The organism is Citrobacter sp. RHB25-C09 (genome assembly GCF_013836145.1).
In the GTDB taxonomy this organism is placed as follows: domain Bacteria; phylum Pseudomonadota; class Gammaproteobacteria; order Enterobacterales; family Enterobacteriaceae; genus Citrobacter_A.
Window position 1 is genome coordinate 3,877,662 of sequence record NZ_CP057483.1, and the last position, 25,959, is coordinate 3,903,620.

The window sequence follows — 25,959 nt, forward strand, 5'->3', positions numbered from 1 at the left end:
TTTGAGAAAGTCTTTATCAGTTATGGGTGACGCCGGCCCGCTAATGGTTCCCGGCTAGTGTCCAGAGAGATGGGGATGGGCATTTGCCCCTTCAAGGGGCAATGCAAAAAAAAATTCTGAACAGCAAAAAATCCTGTAAAAAAGCCACTTACCTCACATTTCTCGCCTATTTTTCCCGCAACGTCATAAGCAAATACGATTGTGATAACATCGAAAATCTGCGCAGTTGCCTGAAATTCAGGCGCAAACGGATAACATCTCATGAGTGGACTGAAACAAGAGCTGGGACTGGCTCAGGGCATTGGCCTGTTGTCGACATCATTATTAGGAACAGGCGTTTTCGCTGTCCCGGCCCTGGCCGCGCTGGTAGCAGGCAATAACAGCCTGTGGGCGTGGCCGGTGTTGATCGTTCTGGTCTTTCCCATCGCGATTGTTTTTGCCCTGCTGGGTCGCCACTACCCCAGCGCGGGCGGCGTGGCGCATTTCGTCGGCATGGCGTTTGGTTCGCATCTTGAACGCGTGACCGGCTGGTTATTTTTATCGGTCATTCCTGTCGGTCTCCCTGCTGCCCTGCATATCGCCGCCGGATTTGGTCAGGCAATGTTTGGCTGGCAGGGATGGCAACTTCTGCTGGCGGAACTGGGTACGCTGGCGCTGGTGTGGTACATCGGTTCGCGCGGTGCCAGCTCCAGTGCCAACCTGCAAACCGTCATAGCCGGGCTGATTGTGGCGCTGATTGTCGCCATCTGGTGGGCAGGCGATCTTACCCCTTCAGAGATTCCTTTCCCGGCGCCGGGCGATGTTGAAATGTCAGGATTGTTCTCCGCGCTGTCGGTAATGTTCTGGTGCTTTGTTGGGCTGGAAGCATTCGCCCATCTGGCATCGGAATTTAAAAACCCCGAACGCGACTTTCCGCGTGCGTTGATGATTGGCCTGCTGCTTGCCGGTTCTGTCTATTGGGGTTGTACCGTGGTGGTACTTCATTTTGATGCCTACGGCGAAACGATGGCGGCGGCGGCCTCGCTGCCTGACATTGTGGTGCGACTGTTCGGCGTTCAGGCGCTGTGGGTAGCCTGCGTGATTGGCTATCTGGCCTGCTTCGCCAGTCTCAACATCTATATACAGAGTTTTGCCCGGCTGGTCTGGTCACAGACGCAATACAAGCCAGAGCATTATCTGGCCCGGCTCTCTGCGCGCCATATCCCGCGCAACGCATTAAACGCCGTGCTGGGCTGCTGCGTCGTTAGCACCCTGGGCATTTATGCGTTACAGATCAATCTTGATGCGCTCATCATCTACGCCAACGGCATCTTTATTATGATCTATCTGCTGTGCATGTTGGCTGGCTGCAAATTACTGCAGGGGCGATATCGCGTGCTGGCGGTGGTCGGCGGATTGCTATGCCTGCTGTTGCTGGCAATGGTCGGCTGGAAGAGCCTGTATGCGCTGATTATGCTGGCGGTACTGTGGCTGTTTTTGCCCCGTAGACCAAATAAGCGCTAGCGCCATCCGGCAATGCCTACGCGGTTGCCCGGTAGCGCGACGCTACCGGGTCACTCGTCAAGCAAGCGATCAGTCGCGGCGATCGTCTTTATGTTCGATGCGGTCGCGATCGTCATCTTTACGATGATATTCGCCATCAAATGTCTCCCCACCGCCCGTTCCGGCGCTAAAACCGCCCCCCGGCATCCGGGAAAAACGCAAATGCGGCAGCAGCTTCAACGTCAGATGCTTTTGCACTGGGGGTAATAAAAGAAGAAGACCGAGGAAGTCGGTAAAAAAGCCTGGCAGCAGCAACAAAAGGCCAGCGATGATCAGCGACACACTCTTTATCATCTCTTCTGCCGGGCTTTCACCAGCAGTCATTTTCTGTTGCATCAGCAAAAAGTTCTTAAATCCCTGGTTGCGAACCAGCGACATCCCAACCACCGAGGTGAAGATCACCAGCAGTAGCGTCATCAGCACGCCTAACACTCCAGCGACCTGAATAAAAATAGAAATCTCAATGTAAACATAGAGAAAGACAGCAATCAGAGGTATCCAGCGCAAGGGGTTCTCCTGTTAATGACCGCCGTTTTCTGGTACGTCGGCCGGAATATAGTTACATACGGCATTAGTCAGATATTGAGGTTGTTCGCAAAATTTCAAGCGCTTTGTACACTTATTTCTAGTGTAAATCCTCAAGCCTTGACCTATTTCACAAAATAATAATTAAGGGGTAATTTACGCTATTTATAGTGATCCAGATTACGGCACAATTTCTGAAGCAGAATATGATCTCGTTTACCAGACCGGCGGAGGGGATAATCGTCGGTCAATAAACAATCGAAACCACATATATTCTGTGTGTTTAGTGCATTCATTGGCAGTTTTAAACAAGAAGGTTCACATGTTAAACAACATTCGTATCGAAGAAGATCTGTTGGGTACCAGGGAAGTTCCAGCTGAAGCCTACTATGGTGTTCACACTCTGAGAGCGATTGAAAACTTTTACATCAGCAATAGCAAAATCAGTGACATCCCTGAATTTGTGCGCGGTATGGTTATGGTCAAGAAGGCCGCGGCTCTGGCGAACAAAGAGTTGCAAACCATTCCTAAAAGTGTGGCGAATGCCATCATTGCCGCATGTGATGAAGTCCTGAACAACGGCAAATGCATGGACCAGTTCCCGGTAGACGTTTACCAGGGCGGTGCAGGTACCTCCGTTAACATGAACACCAACGAAGTGCTGGCCAATATCGGGCTGGAGCTGATGGGTCACCAGAAAGGTGAATATCAGTACCTGAACCCGAACGACCACGTGAACAAATGTCAGTCTACCAACGACGCCTACCCAACCGGTTTCCGCATCGCGGTATACGCTTCAATTATTAAACTGATTGATGCCCTCAACCAACTGCGTGAAGGCTTCGAGCGTAAAGCTGTCGAGTTCCAGGACATCCTGAAAATGGGTCGTACCCAGTTGCAGGACGCGGTACCAATGACCCTCGGTCAGGAATTCCGCGCTTTCAGCGTACTGCTGAAAGAAGAAGTGAAAAACATCGAACGTACCGCTGAACTGCTGCTGGAAGTTAACCTCGGCGCAACGGCTATCGGTACCGGTCTGAATACCCCTAAAGAGTACTCTCCACTGGCTGTACAGAAACTGGCTGAAGTTACCGGTTTCGCCTGCGTTCCTGCGGAAGACCTGATCGAAGCGACCTCTGACTGCGGCGCTTACGTGATGGTACACAGCGCACTGAAGCGTCTGGCTGTGAAAATGTCCAAAATCTGTAACGACCTGCGTTTGCTCTCCTCTGGCCCACGTGCCGGCCTGAATGAGATCAACCTGCCGGAACTGCAGGCGGGCTCTTCCATCATGCCAGCAAAAGTGAACCCGGTTGTGCCGGAAGTCGTGAACCAGGTGTGCTTCAAAGTCATCGGTAACGACATCACCGTCACTATGGCCGCAGAAGCGGGTCAGCTGCAGCTGAACGTTATGGAGCCAGTGATTGGTCAGGCGATGTTTGAATCCATTCATATCCTGAGCAACGCTTGCTACAACCTGCTGGAGAAATGTGTAGACGGCATCACCGCGAACAAAGAAGTGTGTGAAGCCTTCGTTTATAACTCCATCGGTATCGTCACCTATCTCAACCCGTTCATCGGCCACCACAATGGCGACATCGTTGGTAAGATTTGTGCCGAAACCGGCAAGAGCGTCCGCGAAGTCGTTCTCGAGCGCGGCCTGTTGACTGAAGCCGAGCTGGACGATATTTTCTCCGCTCAAAACCTGATGCACCCGGCTTACAAAGCAAAACGTTATACTGATGAAAGCGAACAGTAATCGTACAGGGTAGTACCGAAAAGGGCACGTCAGTTGACGTGCCCTTTTTCATATAAGAAGTTACTAAATAACAACAATTTAATATCAACTCGTTAAACAACTAGGAAGGCTAATATGATAGTTGTAGAACTTATCATTGTTTTGCTGGCAATCTTTTTGGGTGCCAGACTGGGGGGCATTGGTATCGGATTCGCAGGTGGACTGGGTGTTCTGGTTCTTGCCGCGATCGGCGTAAAACCCGGTAACATCCCGTTCGATGTAATTTCCATCATCATGGCGGTTATCGCTGCCATCTCTGCTATGCAAGTTGCAGGCGGTCTGGACTATCTGGTTAACCAGACAGAAAAACTGCTGCGTCGTAACCCGAAATACATCACGATCCTTGCTCCGATTGTGACCTATTTCCTGACCATCTTTGCAGGTACCGGGAACATCTCTCTGGCAACGCTGCCGGTTATCGCTGAAGTGGCGAAGGAACAAGGCGTTAAGCCTTGCCGTCCGCTCTCTACGGCAGTGGTTTCCGCACAGATTGCGATCACCGCGTCGCCAATCTCTGCGGCAGTGGTTTACATGTCTTCTGTTATGGAAGGTCATGGCATCAGCTACATCCACCTGCTGTCCGTGGTTATTCCGTCCACGCTGCTGGCGGTACTGGTAATGTCCTTCCTGGTCACCATGCTGTTCAACTCTAAACTTTCTGACGATCCGGTTTACCTGAAGCGTCTGGAAGAGGGTCTGATTGAACTGCGCGGTGAAAAGCAGATTGAAATCAAACCGATGGCGAAAAGCTCCGTCTGGCTGTTCTTGCTGGGCGTCGTTTGTGTCGTGATTTATGCGATTATCAACAGCCCGAGCCTCGGCCTGGTTGCGAAGCCGCTGATGAACACCACTAACGCGATCCTGATCATCATGCTGAGCGTCGCGACGCTGACCACCATCATGTGTAAAGTGGAAACCGATGCCATCCTCAACTCCAGCACCTTCAAAGCAGGTATGAGCGCCTGTATTTGTATCCTGGGCGTTGCGTGGCTGGGTGACACTTTCGTGTCCCACAACATTGACTGGATCAAAGACACTGCGGGTGAAGTGATTCAGGGCACGCCTTGGCTGCTGGCCGTCATCTTCTTCTTTGCTTCTGCATTGCTGTACTCTCAGGCAGCAACCGCTAAAGCACTGATGCCGATGGCACTGGCACTGAACGTTTCTCCGTTGACTGCGGTTGCTTCTTTCGCTGCGGTATCTGGTCTGTTCATTCTGCCAACTTACCCAACACTGGTTGCGGCAGTACAGATGGATGACACCGGCACAACCCGTATCGGTAAATTCGTCTTTAACCACCCGTTCTTCATCCCAGGTACCCTGGGCGTCGCTCTCGCGGTCAGCTTCGGCTTCCTGCTGGGCGGTATGATGCTGTAAGTATCACCTGCGGGGCGTGTTCGCGCCCCGCATTTCCCCACCCTTTGTCTAACATCCTTCCCTCGTCCGTTGTATAGTGACCACTCATTTATGGGTCATTCTGTTCTTTCGAGGTGTTTATGCTTGATGTTAGCAGTCAGGATATGTCCATCCCCGATGCCGTCGTCGTGCTCTGTACTGCGCCCGATGAAGCAACAGCCCAGGATCTGGCAGCCAAAGTACTGGCGGAAAAACTGGCCGCCTGTGCCACACTGATTCCTGGTGCTACTTCTCTCTACTATTGGGAAGGAAAGCTGGAGCAGGAATACGAAGTACAAATGATCCTTAAAACCTCGGTTTTGCACCAGCAAGCCTTACTCGATTGCCTGAAGTCTCATCATCCATATCAAACGCCCGAACTTCTGGTTTTACCCGTTACTCACGGAGACAGTGATTACCTCTCATGGCTCAACGCATCTTTACGCTGATCCTGCTTTTTTGCAGCACAACCGCCTTTGCCGGACTTTTTGACGCGCCGGGTCGGACGCAGTTTGTACCTGCTGACCAGGCCTTTGCTTTCGATTTTCAGCAAAATCAGCACGATCTCAACCTCACCTGGCAGGTAAAGGACGGCTATTACCTGTACCGTAAACAAATCAACATTACCCCGGCACAGGCAAAAATTGCTGATGTTACCCTCCCGGCAGGCGAGTGGCATGAGGATGAGTTCTACGGCAAAAGTGAAATTTACCGTAAGCAACTGACGGTTCCAGTAACAGTAGAACAGGCCTCGTCTGGCGCCACGCTGACGGTGACGTATCAGGGCTGCGCCGATGCAGGTTTTTGTTATCCTCCCGAAACCAGGACGGTACCGTTAAGCGAAGTGGTTGCCAGCGCAAAACCGCAGCCAACGGCTCCGGCAGCGCCCGTACTTGCACCCGAGCAGCCTCAAGCGCAACTGCCATTTTCAGCCCTGTGGGCCTTGCTGATTGGGATTGGTATCGCCTTTACGCCGTGCGTCCTGCCCATGTATCCGCTGATTTCCGGTATCGTGTTGGGGGGTAAACAGCGGCTCTCTACCGGGCGGGCATTACTGCTGACCTTCATCTACGTGCAGGGCATGGCGCTCACCTATACCGCGCTGGGTCTGGTGGTCGCGGCCGCCGGGCTACAGTTCCAGGCCGCGCTTCAGCATCCCTATGTGTTAATCGGGCTGGCGGCTGTCTTCACTCTCCTCGCACTGTCAATGTTTGGCCTGTTCACCCTGCAACTGCCATCCTCGCTGCAAACGCGCCTGACGCTGATGAGCAACCGCCAGCAGGGGGGCTCTGTAGGCGGCGTATTTGCAATGGGGGCCATTGCCGGACTGATTTGCTCGCCCTGTACCACTGCGCCACTGAGCGCCATTCTGCTCTACATCGCCCAGAGCGGGAACATGTGGCTTGGCGGCGGAACGCTGTATCTGTACGCGCTGGGGATGGGGCTGCCACTGATGCTGGTCACCGTCTTCGGCAACCGACTGCTGCCGAAAAGCGGCCCGTGGATGGAGCATGTCAAAACCGCTTTTGGCTTTGTCATCCTCGCACTACCGGTCTTTTTGCTGGAGCGGGTCATCGGCGATGCGTGGGGATTACGCCTGTGGTCGCTGCTTGGCGTGGCTTTCTTTGGCTGGGCGTTTATCACCAGTCTGCAAGCAAAGCGCGGCTGGATGCGTCTGGTACAGATTGTCCTGCTGGCGGCGGCACTCATCAGCGTGCGTCCTCTACAGGACTGGGCATTCGGCACTACGGTCACTCAACAGCAAGCGCACCTGGACTTTAAACCGGTGGCGACCGTTGAGCAGTTGAATCAGGCGCTGGCCGAGGCAAAAGGCAAACCGGTGATGCTCGATCTCTATGCCGACTGGTGCGTAGCCTGTAAAGAGTTCGAGAAATATACTTTTAGCGATCCGCAGGTAAAGCAGGCGCTGGGAGACACGGTATTACTGCAAGCCAACGTCACTGCCAATAATGCGCAGGACGTGGCGCTGCTCAAGCATTTACAGGTGCTGGGTTTGCCCACCATCCTGTTCTTTGATGTCCAGGGACAAGAACACCCGCAGGAACGCGTTACAGGCTTTATGGATGCTGCGACGTTTAGTGCACATTTGCGCGATCGCCAACCGTGAGCAACACTTGCAAAAGTAGAAACGGAGGAAAACACCGTGCAACGTGAAGATATCCTTGGAGAAGCCTTAAAATTATTAGAGAACCAGGGGATAGCCAACACCACGCTGGAGATGGTGGCCGAGCGCGTTGATCGCCCGCTTGATGAGCTGCAGCGCTTCTGGCCGGATAAAGAAGCCATTTTATATGACGCGCTACGTTATCTTAGTCAGCAGGTCGACATCTGGCGTCGCCAGTTGATGCTGGATGACACCCTGAGTGCGGAACAGAAGCTACTGGCCCGTTACAACGCGCTGGCGGAATGCGTCAGCAATAAACGCTATCCTGGCTGTCTGTTTATTGCTGCCTGTACGTTTTATCCCGATCCTGCGCACCCCATCCATCAACTGGCCGATCAGCAGAAAACGGCAGCGCATAACTTTACCCATGAACAGTTGACCACGCTGGAGATTGACGACCCGGCAATGGTTGCCAGACAGATGGAACTGGTGTTGGAAGGTTGCCTGAGTCGGATGCTGGTCAATCGCAGCCACGCCGATGTGGAAACGGCGCACCGGCTGGCGGAAGACATCCTGCGCTTCGCCCAGTGCCGACAGGGCGGCGCGTTAACCTGATTCGGATTTCGAAGCCTTGCAGAAACGCATATAATTTCGTCATAATTGACACGCTAAAAGGAATTATATGCGTCTTCTCTTCAGCGCTCTCCTCGCTGTATTTATCACCGCGCCCCTGCTTGCCCAACCGTTAAACGGTTTCTCATTTTCCCACAAAGACTGGGAAGTCTCGTGCGATAACACCGGCACCTGCCGGGCGGCGGGCTATGGTGTTAATAGTGGAGAGGTTGGCTTTCTCCTCACTCGCCAGGCGGGTCTGCAACAGCACGTCAACACTGTGGCGACATTCGCTCAGATTGAAAACAGCATTCCGGATAATGCCAGCGTGAGCCTGTTTATTGCTGACCAAAATTGGGGAGCGCTGAAAGCGCAAGATAAAGAACATTTTCGTCTGGATGGCAACCAGATTATCGCGCTTATCCAGGCACTGACTCATGATATGAAAATTGAAATCGCCCTTAACGGGCAGCGCAAAACGCTCTCCAGCGCTGATGCGAATGCCACGTTTCTGAAGATTGACGAATCTCAACAACGCACAGGGACTAAAGATGTTCAGTTACTACAGACGCATCCAGCTACGCGGAAGGCAAAAGAACGTTCGTCAGTAAAGGTCGTGGCATCGCTGACTGCCTGAGCGGAGATGAGTGGGCCTGGGACGGAAAATCTTTCGTCCACAGCCTTGCATACATCACCGAAGGGTGTCGGGAAATCCAACTGGGAGGACCCCGGATGCTGCCCACTTTTGTGAGTGAGGTAAAAGCTTACAAGGACAAAGAAAACGACAGCCATAACCAATGATTTAACTCAAATTCTCTCTACTGACTGTCTAATCGCCGCAAACTTAAGCAACCGGAAGATAAAACGTGAAATTTGGTTGACGGAGTGTGTGGATTACGGTTTAATGCGCCCCGTTGCCCGGATAGCTCAGTCGGTAGAGCAGGGGATTGAAAATCCCCGTGTCCTTGGTTCGATTCCGAGTCCGGGCACCACTATTTAAAGAACCCGCCCAAAAGGCGGGTTTTTGCTTTTGGTGAAACGGACTCTCCATCGAACTTCGTTCGATTATTCGCCGCAAGCGGCTCACCCCTTCGGGGCCAGCGCGCCGAGCGCGCTGTTCAACGCCTCCCGCGTTAGCCCGAGTCCGGTACCACTATTTAAAGAACCCGCCCAAAAGGCGGGTTTATGCTTTCTGGGGGTCTGTCATCCTCTGCCGGATAGCGGCGTAAAAAACGTGCTCCGTAGGCCTGATAAGCGCAGCGCCATCAGGCATCAACGTCACGCATGGGCTGGCAAACTAAAGCTCGAAATACTCTGCGACAACTGCTGAGCCTGCTCTTCCAGCGAAGCTGCCGCGGCGGCGGATTCTTGAACCAGCGAGGCATTTTGCTGCGTCACGCCGTCCATTTCAGTCACCGCCTGACCAACCTGACCAATTCCCCGGCTTTGCTCTTCAGAAGCAACAGAAATCTGTTCCATCAGGGTATTCACTTTATTAACGGAGTCGATAATCGAGTTAATCACGTCTCCTGAACGGTTCACCAGTCGGGCACCATTTTTAACGCTGGAAACAGATTGCGAGATCAGGCTTTCAATGTCCTTCGCAGCAGCCGCACTCTTCTGTGCCAGCGTGCGCACTTCACTGGCCACCACGGCAAATCCACGCCCCTGCGTGCCGGCTCGGGCGGCTTCAACGGCGGCGTTCAGCGCCAGAATGTTGGTCTGGAATGCAATGCTGTTGATAACGTTAGTGATATCCTCAATGCGTTTTGAGTTATCCGCGATGGTATTCATGGTGTCGATAACTTCACGGGTAACCTGCTCGCCAGTGCGGGCGTTTTTCACAGCGTCCTGCACCAGTTTGCCTGCCTGATGAACGTTATCAGTGTTATTCGCCACGGTCGCGCTCAGTTCTTCCATGCTGGCCGCAGTTTGGGTCAGCGCAGAGGCCTGCTGCTCCGTACGAGAAGCAAGATCGATATTTCCGGATGCAATTTCCTGTGCCGCATGGGTCACGGTATGGCTGGCATCGCGAACCTGTGAAATGGTCGTCAGCAGTGCCAGACGCATCTGCTCCATGGAGCCCATCAGGTGATCGATCTCGTTGCGTGCATTGCTCCTCACCGGAACAGGATTGTCCAGCTTACCTGCCGCGATCTGGCTACAGTGTTCACGCGCCAGATTTACCGGCGTAAGTACAAAGCGCTTCATCAGCATGCTTACAGCGATAATCACCACCACAAACAGTAGCGCAATGGCAGTAATAATCACCAGACCGGAGATAAAATTGCTGCTTGCGTCTTCATTCAGCCGCTTAGCGTATTTCTGGTGAACGGAAAGAACCTGGTCAAGTTCAATCTCAAATTTGCGATCGAGCTGAGAAACCGCAGGAATGGTTGCGTCAAATTTCGCAAAATCGTGCGCAGCAGCGGCATTAATCAACGGCTCCAGCCCCTGATTACGGTAGGTTTGCCAGGCCTCCTTGTAAGCACTGACCTGCGGTGACTCGTCCGTCAGACGCGGTGAGGCCATAAAAGCCGCAAACGCGTTATCCGCTTTGGTCAGCGCCTCTTTAACGGCCTCCAGTTTCGCCGCAGAGTCCGTTAAATCCCCCGCTTCCACCATCTTCACATACTCCATCACCCTCACGCGCAGGGTTCGGCTGTGGTTGATGGGGTCAATAATAGACAGCACAACCTGGATTTCATTATTCACGTTATCCAGGGAATTGTTACTTTTGACGATAAGTCCGATACTGGTGATCGTGCTGGCAACAAAGAAAAATAATAAGCAAAGCAATACAAACAGTGATGATTTTTTCAACGACATAGAGAGATACCTTAGGAGGGGGGTAAATATTCCTATGGTTATCGACTTCAACTGCAATTTGTTTAATTAATAATATTAATTGTCTGGGGGAAATAATTAGCTTTACACATGTTGCTAATCAACATGTTATCCAAATTGCACATTGAAAAAATAATCACTTTACTTATGAGTTTCCTTCATATTATGTCGATGAACAGCATCAACGCCACACTCACCTGTCGTTCGCAGTCACTTTACGCCTTGCGTAATTTTTAACAGAAGGACAACAAAATTACGCAAAAAAGTACTCGCCGATTAAATGTTGTCGATTTACAGCGCCATTGACTCATGATGCTGGCTATTTTATATACAACGGAAGTTTTTTTAAATTATTAATTAACGTGCGTATGCAACGTAAAGACAAACCGCATGGGTTTGCCCGTGAGCATTGCGCTTCACGGGCGTAATAAAGAAGACGTATAGATGACTTAGATGGGACATTAAAATTTTATTGAGATTTTTCCGAACACTTCGCGAGATAATTATAAATCACTTTCTTTTTTTTAAGCTTATCTCGTTGACTTTCCAGTCATTGTTGCAAACGAAAATACCCCTTGTTAGAATGCCAGCTAAATTCAGAAGATTCTTTCGACAAAAACCATTGATGGTGCTTTTGCATTTTATCTCGTATAACTTGTCCATATTCTTCCAACGGAAGAAGCAAGTGCCTCACTTTATAAATTGAAATGCCGCAGAGATCGGCTAGCTCCCTGGTCGAAAGCCCATGGGCATTGTGATCTTTTAAAAGATTGAGAATAAATACTTGCTCTGGTACGCGGATTGTCGCCAGGCCGCTTATTCCCATATCCGCCGCTATTCTCTGCAGATTGTCGCGAGACGAGTTGTAGCCTGGATGTACCGCACCCGGGTTGTATGAACACAAAGAAAGTTTCATTGGCAGACTCCTGGGTTTCAAAGATGTTTGTAGTATGAAGCCCACACGATCATCCAGCAACATTAGCTAATGATAAACACAGATACAGGATTTTTATCTAATATTAATCTTGTTTTATCATAAAAACGCTGCAAATTAGAATGAAGCATCGCTTAGTACGGAGATGAGCATGAGGTTCGATATTGAGGGATTTATCACTTTTGACACAGAGGATACTTCTCTCGTAAACCTGCTAACGGGGGATTGTGTTGAATTATCCCAAACCTCCACACGCCTGTTGGCCGAATTACTCAGCCATCAAGGTGATATCCTCTCCAGAAATGAAATCTTTCAATCCGTTTTTGATAAATATGGCGCTCGCGCGTCAAATAGTAATCTAAATCAATATATCTCAACTTTACGCAGAAATCTGAGCGATCTGGGGGTACAGAAAGAAATCATCGTCACGGTTCCGCGCATCGGTTTTAAAATTGCAGAAGATGCGATTATCAATAACGATCGCGAGTACAGAACGCCATTTCTGGAAGAAAAAACGCCTGAAATTCCGGTCGCTCCACCGCCACCGCGAACAGGTCAGCCGGTTTTCCGAATTATCGCTCTGGCGATCGCGTTTCTGCTTCTCATTATAAAACCTGAGACTTTCAGGGCTGACACGGGAGTACAGAAACTGGTCGAAGATCAATGTATCATTTTTATGCCTTCGTCACTTTCTCTCAACGATGTCAAAAATAGTTTTAATTTTACCAGCCATCCCTTTGACTGCTCACGGGCGAAAGAGTTGTATTTATACAGACAACAAGTACACGGCACACTGGGTAATATTATGCAACTGTTACTGGTCGAATGTGACCAGGGCAACTGCATAAGCTTTTATTACAGAGAAAAAAACAATGTCTAAACGAATCCTGTCTCTTTTAGCCTGTGTTGGGCTTATGCTGATCGGTGTCGTTTACTGCTTTGCCAGGGCGCCTGAATTTTCGTGTAAATCACAGTTCTCTGTTGCTCAAAGCATTAACAATGACAATATTCGCGCTGAGGGAATAATATACATCAATGTAGTAAATGACCGACTCCTACTCAATATTGACGGTTTACTCACACATAATGATAAAAAGTATTTAATCTCGCGAACAATGAAAATGAAATACAAAACGTATAATGCGAATACGCACTTATACAAATTAATGAGCACCAAAACTGTCCGCGACAGCACAGACAATGTCGATGATAAGATTGCAATCGACCTATTGTTTGGCAAGGGTGCTGATGAGAAAATTATTTTTCTGAATAAACTTAATAATAATGTAATACTCTTTGGTAACCACGCATTCCCGCAGTATGGTTGCAAACGAAATTAATTTGTGTGGTTTTCTTTCACGAAGCACAGCTTAAGTTACATTTCTCATATTATGACTATAAACTTAATAGAATCACTGGCTTGCATTTCAAAAATAATAGACATGATCAACCCAAGGCTTAACTTACATCATGTCAGAACCGCCTTTATTGCCTGGCATTTAGCTCGGGAGTCCCAGTTCACGCCTGCGCAGTGTCGCAAGACACTGCTTGCCGCCCTGCTCCATGATATTGGCGGGTTGAACGAGGAGTTACGCCTACAGCCACTGAGCTACTACGACAATGAACTCAACAACCACGCTGCCGTCGGTAGCGAACTTCTGGCAAGCGTTCCATTACTGACGCCACTAAGCCCGATTGTCCTCTATCACCACACGCGCTGGGATGGAGGCAAAGGTGCTTATGTTCACGGACAGAAAGTGCCAAAAGAAAGCCATGTCATTTATCTGGCCGATCGTATAGATGTTCTGATTGCACGCTATCGGGCAAATGATATTCTTTCGGTGAAAGAAGAAATAATTAACATTGTGATACAGGGCGAAAATACGCTTTATAAGCCAGAATATGTCAACGCATTCAGAAAAATAGCAAACTGCGATCATTTTTGGTTACGGATTAAATCCACGGAATTTGATGATTATATAAAAGAAATACCTCGCATTCACAATGATTCAGTTTCATTACATAACTTCCGTGATATTGCCGCAATGCTGGCGTTTATTATCGATGGGTTCAGTAAACATGGCGTCCAGCACTCGCTGGTCGTTGGCCGGATATCCGGTTATCTGGCACGAGAAATAGGCATTGCGCCGGTGCAATGTCTGAAAATAGAAATTGGGGGGCTGTTGCATAATCTGCCTTCACTGGCGCTGTGCTCTGCTCCTGCGCATACGGGCGATGAAAATGCCGTATGGGAGGAGCTTCACCCCATTGAAGCGATCAGAGATATCGCAGGCTGGTGTCAAATCCAGAAAACCGTTGTGGCGAAATCCGCCTACCCGCCGGAGGTGATGATTCTTCGCGCCAGCGTCTGTCTGGCCTCGCTACTGCAAGGAGTTACGCTCTCTTCAGAGTTTAAAGCGCGGGTGGGGGACGCCGCAGAAATCGCGCCAGAACTAGCGGGAATGGTCCAGCAACAGAGCGCCGTGTTACTGCAAATTTTCCAGGAGTCGGTGAAAGAACGGCTCGCACTGGTAGAACGAATCAATCGCCTGAATCAGACATAAACCGCGAGAAACTGACGTTCTCGCGGTTGTCTATTTTTATGCCGACAAACCACCGTCCAGAACCAATGTCTGCCCGGTGAGGTAGTTACTCCCCTCACCCACCAGAAAGGCAACGGTGCGGGCTACGTCCTGAGTTCGGCCAAGGCGACGCAGCGGAATGTTCTGCCGCATCGCTTTCAACTGCGCCTCAGGAATGGCCTGCACCATTTCGCCTTCAATCAGTCCCGGCGCCAGGCAGTTGACACGAATATCAAAACGGCCCACCTCCCGCGCCAGTGAGCGTGTAAGGCCAATCATCGCGGCCTTGCTTGCCGCATACGCGGTCTGCCCGCTGTTGCCTTTTATCGCCGTTACGGAGGACATAAAAACGATCGCGCCGCTTCCCTGCATCATCATTGCGGGAAGGAGGATCCGGTTCCAGTTCACGACCGCAATCAGGTTATTACCCAGAACCTGTTCCCAGTCCCGCGCTTTTTGATGGATGTGCAGCGCATCCCGGGTCATTCCGGCGTTATGAATAATCGCCGCTGGCGCGCCCAACTCCTCGATAAGCGACGTGGCCAACTGCTCAACACTTGCCTCATCACTGCCGTCACAGATAAACCCCTTAACCCAGTTCGACGTACTTTTACCGCGCGCCATTTCCTGTGTTTTCGCAAGGCCAGCCTCGTTTCGGCCAGTAAAGACGATGTTCCATTCCGGCAGCAGATGATTCACTAACGCCTGGCCAATTCCCCGACTGCCGCCGGTGATCAGCATCCATTTCTTTGCCATATCAGTCCGCCATTTCTTTGGCGATACGCTCACTCAGCTCGCGAAGCGTCATATACGGGTTCTGCACAAACATCTCGGCATTGAGCGTCACATTAAATTCGCGTTTCGCTAACACCATCAGCTCAACATAGTCCAGGCTGTCCAGTTCCAGTTCGGGAAGCGTGGTTTCGGGCGTCAGAGAGCCTGGCGCCAGATCTTTTGCGTCACAGATCATTTCACTGATTTTGTCGTAGATAATTTCATGCTGGCTCATAGGGTTTTCCTTTTGTCAGAGTGCCGACTTTTAGCGTCACGGCGTTGCTGATGTAGTGATTTTGATAGCAGGTTCGCGCAGCAATACGGACCACTGCGCCGTTGACGAGGTCGCCCACAACCAGCGCAGGCAAAGTCTCGATTTCAAGGCTTTCGGGTAAAGCGTCAGCCCGCCAGGGGGCCAATAAATGGCTGTCAAAAATGACTTCCTGGTGGGTCTGAACCACGGGGTAACGCGAGAATAATGCATCCAGCGTGCGGCATTCCGGCAACATGGACGCGATGGCGTCCTGGCGCAGGAGCGCATCGTCCTGAAGAAGATGGCGAAACAACAGCGCATCCAGAAAATGCCACTGCTGCGCATCGGCAAGCAGGGGCGCAAACAGTTGATGAAGGCCGACCAGGGTTTGAACATCCAGACGCTGAATGCTTTCCCCGGTCGTCAGCGGGAAGTGGTATTCCGGCATGAGCTGGCATGAAAGGCATGTCTCATTGGCGGTGTCATCTCTGACCGACGCCGCAACCCGTTTATGCTCCTCGCGCATCAGGCGATAGGCGGTATCGCGCCACAGGGGTCTGCGCAACCGCACCGTACATTTCAGGAATGGCATGCTGTCGACGGGAGGACTGATAAACCGCTTCACATCCAGTAAGGCACGCATACCGTGTACGCTCAGCGACGTTCCGCCCTGCGCTTTCACCCATGCTTCATCAAAATGAACCGGGTTATAGTCGCCTGAGAATGCCGCCCAGCGTCGGGCGTCCAGTTGGGTGTAATGGAGTGGCATCATTCATGTTTCTCCAGGATCAACGCCGCATTCGCCCCGCCGAAGCCAAAGCTCAGATTCAGCGTGCGGCGGAGATTACCGGCACGATGGCCCTCGACAATATAATCGAGATCGCAGAGCTCATCCGCCTGTTCAAAGTTAGCGGTCGCCGGCATAACGCCGTTCGCGATCGCCTGCAAACAGACAATGCTCTCGAAGGTTCCCGCAGCGGATATCAAGTGTCCGGAATACGATTTTGTGCTGGAGACGGGAATGTCATAAGCCGCATCGCCCAGCGCCATTTTCAACGCCTGCGTTTCATTGATGTCATTCAGCGGCGTCGACGTACCGTGGGCATTAATGTAATCAAGCTGTTCCGCGTCCAGCCCGGCCTGTTGCAAGGCATGGGTGATGGTTTGTACCCGCGCGAGGCAATCTTCCGCGGGCGACGTAAAGTCCCAGGCATCAGAGAAGTTCGCATAGCCGGTGATTTCGCCAAGAATCGTTGCGCCACGCGCCAGTGCGCCTTCGCGCTCTTCCAGACACAGCACCGCGGCACCTTCCGAAAGGACAAATCCGCTGCGATGGGCGCTGAACGGACAGCTGGCGCGACGAGGATCGGACTCTTCTTTGCTGAGGGCACCCAGCACATCAATGTTCCATACCGCACAGTGGCTGGTCAGCGATTCCCCAGCGCCCGCCAACATCATTTTCGCTCTGCCGCTGCGGATCACTTCAAAGGCATCGCCAATGGCAATGGTTCCCGTCGCACAGGCGGCAATCACGGTATTCTGATAACCGTTTAGCCCCCAAAACTGGCTACAGGCTGCGGTCGTCACGCTGGGCATGGAGAAGAAACAGTTAAACGGCGATGACACGCCCGTTGCGGCAAATTCACTCTGCGCATCGTAGCATTCGTCCAGCCCGGCCCAGCCGGTTCCCATAATAGCGCCGCAGTCCAGCGTGTTATAAAACTCCTGAGGTGGTTTATCGTCAAAAGCCATTGTCATCGCCTGACGCGCTGCAGCCACGGTAAAACGTGCGAAACGCGGCAGGCGACGACGAATAGCGGCTGGAATGCCTGCCAGGCTCGGTTCGTTATCCACCAGCCCAAGAAAATGGGTTTTGATGTTTTGCGCCGATTTATCGACATAGCGGTAACCCAGGCGATTATCCATAATGGCCTGCCAGCTCTCGTCGGCCGTTACGCCAAGCGGGGTCACGGCGCCATACCCGGTAACGACAACTCGCTTAAATTCATTATTCAGCTTCATGATTCATTATCCTGTATTGCGTTTCGCCACCCCCTTGCGCCAGCCAGTGCTGCAATGTGGCGTAGAGGTAGTCGTATTGGGTTTGTGCAAGGGAGTTTTCTAACGTCAAAAGATCGTCCTGTGCATTTAGTAGCGTCTGAAAATCAACTGCGCCTGCGCGGTAGCGGCTTTCCGTCAGGGTTAAGCGTCGCTGGCTGAGGGCCAGTGACTGGTGAATTCGAGTGCGCCGTTCGCTCGCGCTTACGCGGTTTTCCATGAACTCATCAACCTCGGCAAGCGCGGTGTAGGCGGTGGAACGAAAGGCAATCGCCGCGTGTTTTACTGCCAGGTCGGCCTGTTTTACAGTGAGCTGCTGGGTATTCCACTGAATAAACGGCAACGCCAGCGCTCCGCCAACGGTACGAATCGGATTGCTAAACCACTGACTGAAAAGTTGGCTCCCGGCATTCAGTGAAGCGTCGAGAGTAAGCGCGGGGTAAAACTGCAACCGCGAGGCGTCGTAACCGGCCAGCGCCCCGCGCAGGCGGGACTCTGCCGCCTGAATATCGGGTCGCTGAGCAATCACCCGCAGCGGCGTTTTCTGCGCAATCGGCACCTGCTGGTTAACATCGAGCGAAGGCGCTTCGTCGGTATGCTGTTCCGCCGGTCTGTTAAGCAACAGCGCCAGCGCATTACGCGCCAGCGCTCGCTGCTGCACCATTTCCCGCAGTTGGTTTTGGCGTTCAAGTAACGCCTGCTGTGACTGAAGGACGTCAAGCTGCCCGACCTTTCCGGCATTAAACCAGGAGGCCACCTGCTGTACGGTTTGCGCCGATATCGCCAGGCCATCACGCTGATTGCGGATCTGCTGGTTATAGAGTGCGATGCGCCAGTAAAGCTGAGCCGTTGTGCCAATGGTGGAAAGCACCGTCGCGTGATAATCCTGTTCACTCGCCACCGCTTCCCACTCGCTTTGCTCACGGGTTCGCGCCAGTTTGCCCCACAGATCCAGCTCGTAGCTGATGCTGACACCGCTGCTGTAGCTCTCCTCTGACGCGGTGTTACGGCGCAGGTTTTTGTTATTGCTGGCAGAACCGCTGACCGCCACGTCGGGCGTCAGGTTGGTGTTCGTCAACCCGGCGGCCACGCGCGCCTGCTGAAGCGTTATCGCCGCCGCAGCGAGATCGTTATTGCTCTCCAGCACCTGATCAATCACCCGCGAAAGACGGGGATCGCCAAAGCGCTGCCAGCCGTTTACCGGCGAATCTCCGGTTGAAGGCTGCCATTGGGAAGGCAGTGACAGCAGAGGACGCTGATAATCGCTACGGGTCAATTGACCACAACCAGAGAGCAGCAGCGCCATCAGGCAAATAACGCCGAGCCGCCGAACCGTCGCCGTAGGCCCGATAAGCGCAGTGCCATCGGGCATGTTTTTCAGATGCATACTCATTCGCGTGCCAGCGCCTCCGTGGGGTTGAGGCGAGCCGCTCTGCGCGCCGGGAAATAGCCAAACGTCAGGCCGATCAGCGCGGAAAATCCACAGGCCATCAGCACCGGAAAAGCGGTAAACACCATGGAGAATGCGTCGGTGGCAAACGCGAAAATTTGCCCCGCCAGCCACGAGCCTAAAACGCCCATCAGCCCGCCGAAGGCGCAAATCATCACCGCCTCAATAAGAAACTGATTCATGATGTCTACCGGTCGAGCCCCCACGGATAAGCGGATACCAATCTCATGCGTCCGCTCCGTGACCGATACCAGCATGATATTCATCACCCCAACGCCGCCCACCAGCAATGAGATCCCTGCGATCGCCGTGATCAACAGCGACATTGAATCGGAAGTTTTTTGTAACGCGTTGGCCAACTGATCGTCGGTCTGGATGAAAAAATCCTTCTTCCCGTGTTCCCGCAGCAGATGACGCTCTGCTTTTTGCGCCGCCTCGTGCGGCTCCAGCGGTTCGTGGAAACGCAAAATGAGCGATTCCAGCGGTTTTTCACCGGTGATCCGCTGTTGTAACGACGTATGCGGAACCCAGGCGGCCATAAACCCGCCGACCACCTTCGGTCCCGGACGAGACGCAATGCCAATCACCCGCCATGGCGCACCGGCTATTTGCACAATCTCGCCTAACGGATTTTCACCGCCGGGGAACAACGTATCGCGCCCGGTTTCATCAAGGATTAACACCGGTTCCCCTTCCGCCACATCACGGACGGTAAAACCGTTCCCCTGCACAAAGCGCAGCCCTTGCAGCGAGAAAAAATCCTGCGAAACGCCGGACAGCATCATTGAAGAATCAAGACCGCGGCGCAGTGCCACCGTAGTGCTGCTTACCACGGGCGAAACGCCCATAATCCACGGCAGTGCCTGTAAGCTCCGGACATCGTCCATCGACAATGCGCGCTCCATATCCGGCCGCTTGCTGCCCCAGCCCGTTCCCGGACGGATCTCCAGCGTGGTGCTTCCCAGCTTGCCGATCTCACTCATGATCGCCTGACGCGCACCTTCACCAACCGCCATCGACGACACTACCGACGCTATGCCGATGATGATCCCCAGCATCGAGAGAAATGCGCGCATCCGATGCCCCAATAGCGAACGCCACGCCATACGGATACATTCACGCAGGCTGCGCCCCAGAGAAGCGCGCCCGTTGTCCCGCTCCAGTAGCGCAACGGGATGACTCACCGCCGCGTGGCGAACGTCGCTGACGATGCGCCCATCGCTGATTTCGATTATCCGCTGCGCCTGACGGGCGACGTCGCGATCGTGAGTGACAATAATCACCGTATGCCCCGCCACATGCAGTTGGTGAAACACATCCATCAACGCCTTGCCGCTAACGCTGTCGAGCGCGCCGGTCGGTTCATCCGCCAGAATGATATGCGCACCGTTGATCAGCGCCCGGCAGATGCTTACCCGCTGCTGCTGTCCGCCGGAAAGCTGCGCGGGTCGGTGTTGTAAACGGTTTTCCAGACCGAGCTGTCGTGCCAGTTGATCGGTGCGCGCTTTACGCTCCAGCTCCGACATGGCGGTGTACAGCGCCGGAATAGCGATGTTCTCTTCCGCGGTCAGGTATGGCATCAGGTGGTAGCGCTGGAAAATAAACCCCAGGTAGCGGCTGCGCAGATCGGCAAGATGCAGGCTGTCAGCATCGTGCACCGCCGTCCCGTTGATCAGCACTTCGCCGGAAGTGGGTTTGTCCAGACAGCCGATAATGTTCATCAGCGTCGACTTGCCGGAACCTGACGCGCCGACGATCGCCACCATTTCACCGGCGTTAATGGTCAGTGAAATGTCGCTCAGTACCGGCAGTGTTTGCGTCCCGGCAGTAAAGCGGCGACACACGTGACGTAATACGATGATTGGCTCCATCCGCTACCCCTGCACCGTATCCTGCGCCAGTACTACGCTATCGCCAGCCTTTAACCCTTCCAGCACTTCGGCGTACTGTCTGTCGTTTATGCCGATGCGAATCGTGCGGGTGTGCGTCTTGCCGTTCTCCACGGTGGTGATGGTGTAGCGCTCGGTATCCAGCGCCTGACCCAAAGCGGCGACCGGAACGCGCAGGACATTCTTCGCCTGCGCAATCTGAATAAACACCTGCGCGGTCATTGATGTCTTGAGCTCACGCTCGATGTTTGGCACTTCAAAGGTGCCGGTGTAATACACCGCCATTGCTTGTTGATTGTTGCCCATACCGCTCTCGCCGGTCGCTTCCAGCGCCTCCTGCGGCGCGGGCTGCACAAAGCCCATCGTGCTGGTGTAGCGTTTGTCGGGGTTGGCAATCACATAGAAACTCAGCGACTGTCCGGGGTGGATCTTTTGCACGTCCGCTTCTGAGATACGCGTCTGCACCTGCATCGTATCGAGATCGGCCAGTACCAGAATCGTTGGTGCTGTCTGTGAGGAGACAATGGTCTGCCCTTCACGTGTCACGATGCCGAGGACCTCACCGTCAATCGGGGCAACAATCCGCGTATAGCTGAGGTTGGCCTCTGCGGTTTTTACCGCCATTTCAGCCTGTACAATCTGCGCGTCGCTGACCGCAATTTGCTGCACCTGCGCATCGTACTGCGCTTTAGCCTGCTCATATTCACTGCGCACACCGGAGCCATCGCGCATCATCATGCTCTGACGATTCAGTTCCTGGCGATCATGCAACAGCGTGGCCTGAGCTGACAGCTTTTGCGCTTTGGCACTGGCAAGCTGGGCGCGGGTATTGTTGAGATCGGATTCCTGTATCGTCGGATCGATTTCCGCCAACAACTGGCCTTTTTGCACTTTGTCGCCCTGACGAACGTACAGTTTGCGCAGTTGTCCGTTGACCTGGGCACCGACATTGACCTGCACGGCGGGTTTCAGGGTCCCCGTCACCAGTACCACTTTTTCGATATCGCCCGTACCGATAGTCTCCAGCGGAAGCGCTTCCTGCCCGGAAGACGAAGCCATTGTTGTCCACACCACGCCGGTAATAGCGGCGGACAGCAGGACAACAGCAATCAACAGCCAACGAGATTTACGCGTCATACGTTGGCCTCCAGACGCGTGAGCCGACTCTCAGCCAACTGGTACACCTGTTGAAAGCGCGACAGCACCTGGTCACTATGAGTCACGACAATCAGCGATTTCCCGGTTTTGCGGCAGTGGGTGCGGATCGTCTCCATGACGATGGCTGCCGTCTCGTCGTCGAGGTTGGCGGTCGGCTCGTCCAGCAGCAGAACCGGACGTGAACTGTATAGGGCGCGCGCCAGCAGTAAGCGTTGGCGCTGGCCGAGCGAGAGCGCCGCGTGGCTTTCGCGAATCAGTGCGTCAATTCCGCCCGGTAATCCGCTCACCACATCGCCCAGAGCCAGGGAATTCAACAGCGCTTCAATGCGCCCGCGATCGCTCTCACGATAGTGCGCATCAAACAGGGTGATGTTTTCGCGTACTGAAGCGTTGAACAGAATGTCCTCCTGACTTTGCAGGCAGACAAACTGCGCCAACTGTTGAGGTGGCACTGCGACATCGCCGACATAGCATCCGCCCGCCTGTGGGGAAAACAGCCCGGCAATCAGTCGCAGCAGCGTACTCTTCCCCGCGCCGGATTCGCCGACAATCGCGATTTGTTCCCCCGCATGCAGCAACAGCGAAACGGATGAAAGCACAGGTTTTGCGGGATCGTAGGCATAGCAAAGTCCGTCAAATTTCAGGTCCGGCACCGTATCGGTGGGCGGTTGCATCGTCAGCGGCGCAGGGGGTTCGCTGTCCCGCTGGGCAAATAGTGCATGGGCGCGCGTGTCGATCACATTGAGCTGGGATTTCTGAATAATGGCGTAGAAGATCTGCGTGATGTAGGAAGTGAATATTTGCCGCAGGAAGCTGTAGGCAAAGAAATCCCCCAGCGAGATAAGCTTGCTGTGGACCATCGGCAATACCACCAGCATAAAGACCACCATTTCCAGACTTCCGGTGAGCTGATACAGCCCCTCTTTAACCTGCTGGTAGACCTTCTGCCGTTGCAGGCAAGAGAACAGATCGCGACTAAAACTGGCAAACTGCCCCTGACGTTGAGCTTCCAGCCCGGCGGTTTTGACGGTCAAAATGCCCTGAATCGTCTCCATGAAAAAGTCGTTCAGGTTGGCGCTTTTCAGTTGAAGCTGTTGGGTAAACCAACGGTCGCGGATCACCGCCCAGATACTGATAATCCCCATCACCGTCACGCCGACCGCCGAGATTGCCGCCAGTACCGGGGCAATCCAGAACATAATCGCTAACGCAATCACGCAGATCACCCAGTCAGAGCGCAGACCGTTATCCAGTTCTATTTTTTGCAGCAGGCCAATCTGCCAGGCGGTAAAGCGGCTGAAGATTTCCCCCGGCGCACGTTTTTCAAAAAAGCGCAGCGGGTTACTCAGCAAACGCGAAAAACCCACACCGCTGTGGATCAGGACAAAGCGCTTGATGTAACGCTCGCTGATCACCCTTACTCCCAGCGCGATCAGGGTGGACACCACGAACGCCACGATAAACCAGCCGTAGGGGAAGTCGCTGTTCCCCGCGTCGGAAAACGCCTGGTTGATGGCGTTACTCACCATCGTCGGCATTAAAAACAGCGTGAGCGAGACGAGGAAAGTCAGCAGCATCAGGCGATAGATGCCCGGTACCGCAGCAGTCTCCTTCATACTCATCGCGCTCGGCGCGGGCTTTTCATTTTGCAATTGCGGTAAATCAGGGTCTGCCGCCAGCATCTGCTCCGGTTCAACTATCAGCGCATAGCCGCTGATCTCCTGCTTGAGCGCAGAAAAAGGTAGCCACTGCTCGCCAATGGCCGGGTTCATCACGCAGACGTGATTCCCCTTACGCCAGGCCAGCAGCACGTAGTGGCTCGCCCCGTAATGGAGAATGGCTGGCAGCGGCAGATCGCTCAGTTCATCATGTTCAAACAGCACGGGCGTCGTCGCGATCCCAAGACGCGCGAGGATGCCCATCAGCGTATCCAGCGACGTGCCGTGATCGGACGCCGGAAAAATATCGCGAAGCGTTTCCAGCGACACGGTTTGCCCCTGCGTTTGTGCCAGCATCGCCACGCACGCCAGTCCGCATTCGTTGGTTTCTTCCTGAAAAATCAAATTCGGGATCGTGGTTTTCATTTTTATAGTTAGTGATTAATAAAGTAGAGAGAGTGGCTGTGCCAAAGTAACCAATCCTGCGGGTGCTCCCGCAGCGTGGATTCAATAATGCCGGGCAGTGCGCTGGCGACCTGCTTGCTGGCAACCGGGGGATGAATATGGATGCGCAAGCCGTTGTCATAGCTGAGGTGATAAAACACCACTTGCGCTGAAATCACCCCCGCCAGTCGCACGACGCCATTGTGCAATTTCGCGCTGCGACCAAATAAACGGCACGGCAGTTTCGCCGCCAGCGCACCTTCGGCCTGAAGGGTGTAGTCGGGTGAGATATCCGGAAAAATCACCATATTTTCCTGACCGGTGGCGACATCGGTGACGAGCTTCATCAGGTTGCCAGCAAGCGCTCTGTTCTCCTGATGGATAGAACAGTAAGAAAGCGCAATGCCGCCGAGCGCGCGGGTTTGCGCGTTATAAAGCTCAGCGCTGGAAGACACCACCACACTCGCCCGCCCCGGCGTGACGCAGGCGGCGACCATGGCGGCCAGCACGTCAGACACGGTATGCAGCGGTGCCAGGATATACGGCGTTTTTTGCTGATGTAACGGCGCGATCACGGCATCAAGCTCTGCCGCACAGCCGCGAATTTGCTGCAACACCGCTGGGTTTTGCCCCCAGGTTGCAGCTTCTTCTAACAGACGACGGCGAACGGCAATCCAGGTTGCGTTCACCCGCCCTGCCTGCCCCGTCAGGCAGCGATAATTTTCGTTCGCCACCGCGTTCTGTAAACGAAACGGTCGTCCCACCAACCGTAGCGCACACAGCCCTTTTGTCACCGCCAGAATCAGAGGCAGATGTCCATAGCGCAGGATTTTGCGCAGCGCTAACAGCGTAGTGCGCGAAAAATAGCGGCGCGCGGCGACCAGTGTCTCCGCGCTGTTTTTAAAACTGAATACGCCCCAGATAATGAAAAATCTGACCACGAGTCTTATTTATCCTGTTTCAGCAATTGCAGCATTCGCTGCGCAAATTGAGGGAACTCGCTATCCTGAGCCACGACATAGCGTTTATTGATAATAAACATCGGTGTCGCATTAATAGCGTAGTGGTCGGTAATCGCAGCCATATAGCTGAGCCGTTCTTTAACCGCCGCACTCTGGCGGACCGCATTAAATTTTGCGCTATCGATATTATTCTTCGCTAACCAGGCGTCCAGCGCCTTTTGCTCGGTAAGATTAACGTTGCGGGTAATAATGGTATTGTAAGCGCTATCGCGGATGTTTTTTTCAATACCCATTTCTTCCAGCGTGGCAAAAATTGGCGCATATTGGGCCAGTCCATTACTGTCGCTGGCGATATGAATAGAGGTAAATGTGCTGCCCGGCGGTAAACTACGCGAAAACTCCGCCAGATTTTCTTCGTTGGCGGCACAATAATGGCAACCATAGGACATGACTTCGATAATACTTCGTTCTTCTTTGATCGGACTATTGCTAATTTGTTCCGCACTGACTTCACGAAAAGCCTGGGTTTGTGAATCGTCCGTCGAAAAAGTATTAAAAACAAAAAGGTGATAACACAGCACCGTTATCAGCGATGAAGTCACGATCAGAAACAGCGAATAGCTAATAATCGTAATACGTTTAAAATGAGTTGCCATAATATTCTCACAACGGGACAGAAAGGCCTGGAGGATATCGCCCCCAGGCCAGGACCGATTAAAAACGGTTAGGAATACCACCACACTTGCTGGCATCAGCATTTTTCATGGTGGTTGTAGTGCCGTGTTTATCCTTACAGGTGGTCAGCTCTTTACAGGAAGTCACGCCGCCAATGGTCACGTTCTGGTAGCTGGTAGAGCAGGTTTTGCAGGTACCGCCAACAATGTGAGCAGTTTCGATAGCAGTTAATTTCTTCATCTCTGTTTTCCTTACTGTGGTTTAAATAGGGTGTAATC

At 53.0% G+C, this 25,959-nt stretch carries 25 protein-coding genes and 1 tRNA gene; 12 read left to right on the forward strand and 14 right to left on the reverse strand.

Annotated features, from left to right (window positions below; genetic code table 11):
• Positions 1–261: 261 nt before the first annotated feature.
• On the forward strand, positions 262–1,503 hold the full coding sequence (gene yjeH / locus HVY19_RS18365; protein ID WP_181682037.1) for an L-methionine/branched-chain amino acid transporter: 1,242 nt from the start codon (positions 262–264) through the stop codon (positions 1,501–1,503).
• 69 nt (positions 1,504–1,572) lie between these two features.
• Here yjeH and HVY19_RS18370 read toward each other — a convergent pair whose 3' ends face one another.
• Positions 1,573–2,049, reverse strand: coding sequence for an FxsA family protein (locus HVY19_RS18370; RefSeq protein WP_181682038.1), 477 nt, complete (start codon positions 2,047–2,049; stop codon positions 1,573–1,575).
• Between the two features lie 340 nt (positions 2,050–2,389).
• Between HVY19_RS18370 and aspA the strand changes: the two genes are divergently transcribed.
• The 8 genes from aspA to HVY19_RS18405 all read left to right on the forward strand — a co-directional run bounded on the left by aspA (position 2,390) and on the right by HVY19_RS18405 (position 8,989).
• Positions 2,390–3,826, forward strand: coding sequence for an aspartate ammonia-lyase (aspA, locus tag HVY19_RS18375; RefSeq protein WP_181682039.1), 1,437 nt, complete (start codon positions 2,390–2,392; stop codon positions 3,824–3,826).
• A gap of 114 nt (positions 3,827–3,940) precedes the next feature.
• Entirely contained in the window at positions 3,941–5,242 is a 1,302-nt protein-coding gene (gene dcuA, locus HVY19_RS18380) for an anaerobic C4-dicarboxylate transporter DcuA (RefSeq protein ID WP_181682040.1), read from the forward strand.
• A 119-nt stretch (positions 5,243–5,361) separates the two neighbouring features.
• Positions 5,362–5,709 (forward strand): divalent cation tolerance protein CutA, encoded by a 348-nt coding sequence (cutA, locus tag HVY19_RS18385; protein WP_181682041.1) that lies wholly within the window; start codon positions 5,362–5,364, stop codon positions 5,707–5,709.
• Complete coding sequence (locus tag HVY19_RS18390; RefSeq protein ID WP_181682042.1) at positions 5,685–7,388, forward strand: protein-disulfide reductase DsbD; 1,704 nt, start codon at positions 5,685–5,687, stop codon at positions 7,386–7,388. The genes cutA and HVY19_RS18390 overlap by 25 nt, the downstream gene beginning before the upstream one ends.
• A gap of 36 nt (positions 7,389–7,424) precedes the next feature.
• Positions 7,425–8,000, forward strand: coding sequence for a transcriptional regulator (locus HVY19_RS18395; RefSeq protein ID WP_181682043.1), 576 nt, complete (start codon positions 7,425–7,427; stop codon positions 7,998–8,000).
• Between the two features lie 67 nt (positions 8,001–8,067).
• On the forward strand, positions 8,068–8,634 hold the full coding sequence (locus tag HVY19_RS18400) for a DUF1176 domain-containing protein (RefSeq protein WP_249419089.1): 567 nt from the start codon (positions 8,068–8,070) through the stop codon (positions 8,632–8,634).
• Positions 8,631–8,798 (forward strand): hypothetical protein, encoded by a 168-nt coding sequence (locus HVY19_RS20840; RefSeq protein ID WP_346342165.1) that lies wholly within the window; start codon positions 8,631–8,633, stop codon positions 8,796–8,798. Before HVY19_RS18400 ends, HVY19_RS20840 begins: the two co-directional genes overlap by 4 nt.
• 115 nt (positions 8,799–8,913) lie before the next feature.
• Positions 8,914–8,989, forward strand: a tRNA-Phe gene (locus HVY19_RS18405).
• Positions 8,990–9,275: 286 nt separating this feature from the next.
• Here HVY19_RS18405 and HVY19_RS18410 read toward each other — a convergent pair.
• On the reverse strand, positions 9,276–10,826 hold the full coding sequence (locus HVY19_RS18410; RefSeq protein ID WP_181682044.1) for a methyl-accepting chemotaxis protein: 1,551 nt from the start codon (positions 10,824–10,826) through the stop codon (positions 9,276–9,278).
• 568 nt (positions 10,827–11,394) lie between these two features.
• A complete protein-coding gene (locus HVY19_RS18415) occupies positions 11,395–11,760 on the reverse strand; it encodes a FaeA/PapI family transcriptional regulator (protein ID WP_181682045.1) in 366 nt (121 codons plus the stop codon).
• A 169-nt stretch (positions 11,761–11,929) separates the two neighbouring features.
• Here HVY19_RS18415 and HVY19_RS18420 point away from each other — a divergent pair, with 169 nt between their 5' ends.
• From HVY19_RS18420 to HVY19_RS18430, 3 genes are read left to right on the forward strand one after another with little or no spacing between them, the layout of a single operon-like run.
• Positions 11,930–12,658: a helix-turn-helix domain-containing protein gene (locus HVY19_RS18420; RefSeq protein ID WP_181682046.1), complete on the forward strand. Its 729-nt coding sequence runs from the start codon at positions 11,930–11,932 to the stop codon at positions 12,656–12,658.
• The gene (locus HVY19_RS18425; RefSeq protein ID WP_181682047.1) at positions 12,651–13,118 is read left to right on the forward strand and encodes a FidL-like protein; all 468 of its coding nucleotides are present in this window, start codon (positions 12,651–12,653) and stop codon (positions 13,116–13,118) included. The genes HVY19_RS18420 and HVY19_RS18425 overlap by 8 nt, the downstream gene beginning before the upstream one ends.
• A 3-nt stretch (positions 13,119–13,121) precedes the next feature.
• Complete coding sequence (locus HVY19_RS18430) at positions 13,122–14,342, forward strand: HD domain-containing protein (RefSeq protein WP_249419090.1); 1,221 nt, start codon at positions 13,122–13,124, stop codon at positions 14,340–14,342.
• Between the two features lie 36 nt (positions 14,343–14,378).
• On the opposite strand, the gene HVY19_RS18435 is transcribed toward HVY19_RS18430, so the two are convergent.
• From HVY19_RS18435 to HVY19_RS18485, 11 genes are read right to left on the reverse strand one after another with little or no spacing between them, the layout of a single operon-like run.
• The gene (locus HVY19_RS18435; RefSeq protein WP_181682048.1) at positions 14,379–15,116 is read right to left on the reverse strand and encodes an SDR family oxidoreductase; all 738 of its coding nucleotides are present in this window, start codon (positions 15,114–15,116) and stop codon (positions 14,379–14,381) included.
• A gap of 1 nt (position 15,117) precedes the next feature.
• Positions 15,118–15,369 (reverse strand): acyl carrier protein, encoded by a 252-nt coding sequence (locus tag HVY19_RS18440; RefSeq protein WP_181682049.1) that lies wholly within the window; start codon positions 15,367–15,369, stop codon positions 15,118–15,120.
• On the reverse strand, positions 15,356–16,159 hold the full coding sequence (locus tag HVY19_RS18445) for a MaoC family dehydratase (RefSeq protein WP_181682050.1): 804 nt from the start codon (positions 16,157–16,159) through the stop codon (positions 15,356–15,358). The genes HVY19_RS18440 and HVY19_RS18445 overlap by 14 nt, the downstream gene beginning before the upstream one ends.
• Complete coding sequence (locus HVY19_RS18450) at positions 16,156–17,409, reverse strand: beta-ketoacyl-[acyl-carrier-protein] synthase family protein (RefSeq protein ID WP_181682051.1); 1,254 nt, start codon at positions 17,407–17,409, stop codon at positions 16,156–16,158. Before HVY19_RS18450 ends, HVY19_RS18445 begins: the two co-directional genes overlap by 4 nt.
• Positions 17,396–18,838: a TolC family protein gene (locus tag HVY19_RS18455; protein ID WP_249419091.1), complete on the reverse strand. Its 1,443-nt coding sequence runs from the start codon at positions 18,836–18,838 to the stop codon at positions 17,396–17,398. Before HVY19_RS18455 ends, HVY19_RS18450 begins: the two co-directional genes overlap by 14 nt.
• Complete coding sequence (locus HVY19_RS18460) at positions 18,835–20,766, reverse strand: ABC transporter permease (RefSeq protein WP_181682052.1); 1,932 nt, start codon at positions 20,764–20,766, stop codon at positions 18,835–18,837. The genes HVY19_RS18455 and HVY19_RS18460 overlap by 4 nt, the downstream gene beginning before the upstream one ends.
• Before the next feature lie 3 nt (positions 20,767–20,769).
• Positions 20,770–21,921 carry an efflux RND transporter periplasmic adaptor subunit gene (locus HVY19_RS18465; protein WP_181682053.1) on the reverse strand — a complete coding sequence of 384 codons (1,152 nt, stop codon included), beginning with the start codon at positions 21,919–21,921 and terminating at the stop codon, positions 20,770–20,772.
• On the reverse strand, positions 21,918–24,026 hold the full coding sequence (locus HVY19_RS18470; protein WP_181682054.1) for a cysteine peptidase family C39 domain-containing protein: 2,109 nt from the start codon (positions 24,024–24,026) through the stop codon (positions 21,918–21,920). The genes HVY19_RS18465 and HVY19_RS18470 overlap by 4 nt, the downstream gene beginning before the upstream one ends.
• A gap of 8 nt (positions 24,027–24,034) precedes the next feature.
• A complete protein-coding gene (locus HVY19_RS18475) occupies positions 24,035–24,985 on the reverse strand; it encodes an ABC transporter (protein WP_181682055.1) in 951 nt (316 codons plus the stop codon).
• A gap of 5 nt (positions 24,986–24,990) precedes the next feature.
• Entirely contained in the window at positions 24,991–25,662 is a 672-nt protein-coding gene (locus HVY19_RS18480) for a DsbA family protein (protein WP_181682056.1), read from the reverse strand.
• Positions 25,663–25,720: 58 nt separating this feature from the next.
• Positions 25,721–25,921 (reverse strand): DUF4762 family protein, encoded by a 201-nt coding sequence (locus tag HVY19_RS18485; RefSeq protein ID WP_181682057.1) that lies wholly within the window; start codon positions 25,919–25,921, stop codon positions 25,721–25,723.
• Positions 25,922–25,959 lie beyond the last annotated feature (38 nt).

Bases quoted from the DNA above. Each gene is read 5' to 3' on its own strand.
- yjeH (WP_181682037.1), top strand. From the start codon at position 262: ATGAGTGGACTGAAACAAGAGCTGGGACTGGCTCAGGGCATTGGCCTG.
- aspA (WP_181682039.1), top strand. From the start codon at position 2,390: ATGTTAAACAACATTCGTATCGAAGAAGATCTGTTGGGTACCAGGGAA.
- dcuA (WP_181682040.1), top strand. From the start codon at position 3,941: ATGATAGTTGTAGAACTTATCATTGTTTTGCTGGCAATCTTTTTGGGT.
- cutA (WP_181682041.1), top strand. From the start codon at position 5,362: ATGCTTGATGTTAGCAGTCAGGATATGTCCATCCCCGATGCCGTCGTC.
- HVY19_RS18390 (WP_181682042.1), top strand. From the start codon at position 5,685: ATGGCTCAACGCATCTTTACGCTGATCCTGCTTTTTTGCAGCACAACC.
- HVY19_RS18400 (WP_249419089.1), top strand. From the start codon at position 8,068: ATGCGTCTTCTCTTCAGCGCTCTCCTCGCTGTATTTATCACCGCGCCC.
- HVY19_RS18410 (WP_181682044.1), bottom strand. From the start codon at position 10,826: ATGTCGTTGAAAAAATCATCACTGTTTGTATTGCTTTGCTTATTATTT.
- HVY19_RS18415 (WP_181682045.1), bottom strand. From the start codon at position 11,760: ATGAAACTTTCTTTGTGTTCATACAACCCGGGTGCGGTACATCCAGGC.
- HVY19_RS18420 (WP_181682046.1), top strand. From the start codon at position 11,930: ATGAGGTTCGATATTGAGGGATTTATCACTTTTGACACAGAGGATACT.
- HVY19_RS18425 (WP_181682047.1), top strand. From the start codon at position 12,651: ATGTCTAAACGAATCCTGTCTCTTTTAGCCTGTGTTGGGCTTATGCTG.
- HVY19_RS18435 (WP_181682048.1), bottom strand. From the start codon at position 15,116: ATGGCAAAGAAATGGATGCTGATCACCGGCGGCAGTCGGGGAATTGGC.
- HVY19_RS18440 (WP_181682049.1), bottom strand. From the start codon at position 15,369: ATGAGCCAGCATGAAATTATCTACGACAAAATCAGTGAAATGATCTGT.
- HVY19_RS18445 (WP_181682050.1), bottom strand. From the start codon at position 16,159: ATGATGCCACTCCATTACACCCAACTGGACGCCCGACGCTGGGCGGCA.
- HVY19_RS18450 (WP_181682051.1), bottom strand. From the start codon at position 17,409: ATGAAGCTGAATAATGAATTTAAGCGAGTTGTCGTTACCGGGTATGGC.
- HVY19_RS18455 (WP_249419091.1), bottom strand. From the start codon at position 18,838: ATGAGTATGCATCTGAAAAACATGCCCGATGGCACTGCGCTTATCGGG.
- HVY19_RS18460 (WP_181682052.1), bottom strand. From the start codon at position 20,766: ATGGAGCCAATCATCGTATTACGTCACGTGTGTCGCCGCTTTACTGCC.
- HVY19_RS18465 (WP_181682053.1), bottom strand. From the start codon at position 21,921: ATGACGCGTAAATCTCGTTGGCTGTTGATTGCTGTTGTCCTGCTGTCC.
- HVY19_RS18470 (WP_181682054.1), bottom strand. From the start codon at position 24,026: ATGAAAACCACGATCCCGAATTTGATTTTTCAGGAAGAAACCAACGAA.
- HVY19_RS18480 (WP_181682056.1), bottom strand. From the start codon at position 25,662: ATGGCAACTCATTTTAAACGTATTACGATTATTAGCTATTCGCTGTTT.
- HVY19_RS18485 (WP_181682057.1), bottom strand. From the start codon at position 25,921: ATGAAGAAATTAACTGCTATCGAAACTGCTCACATTGTTGGCGGTACC.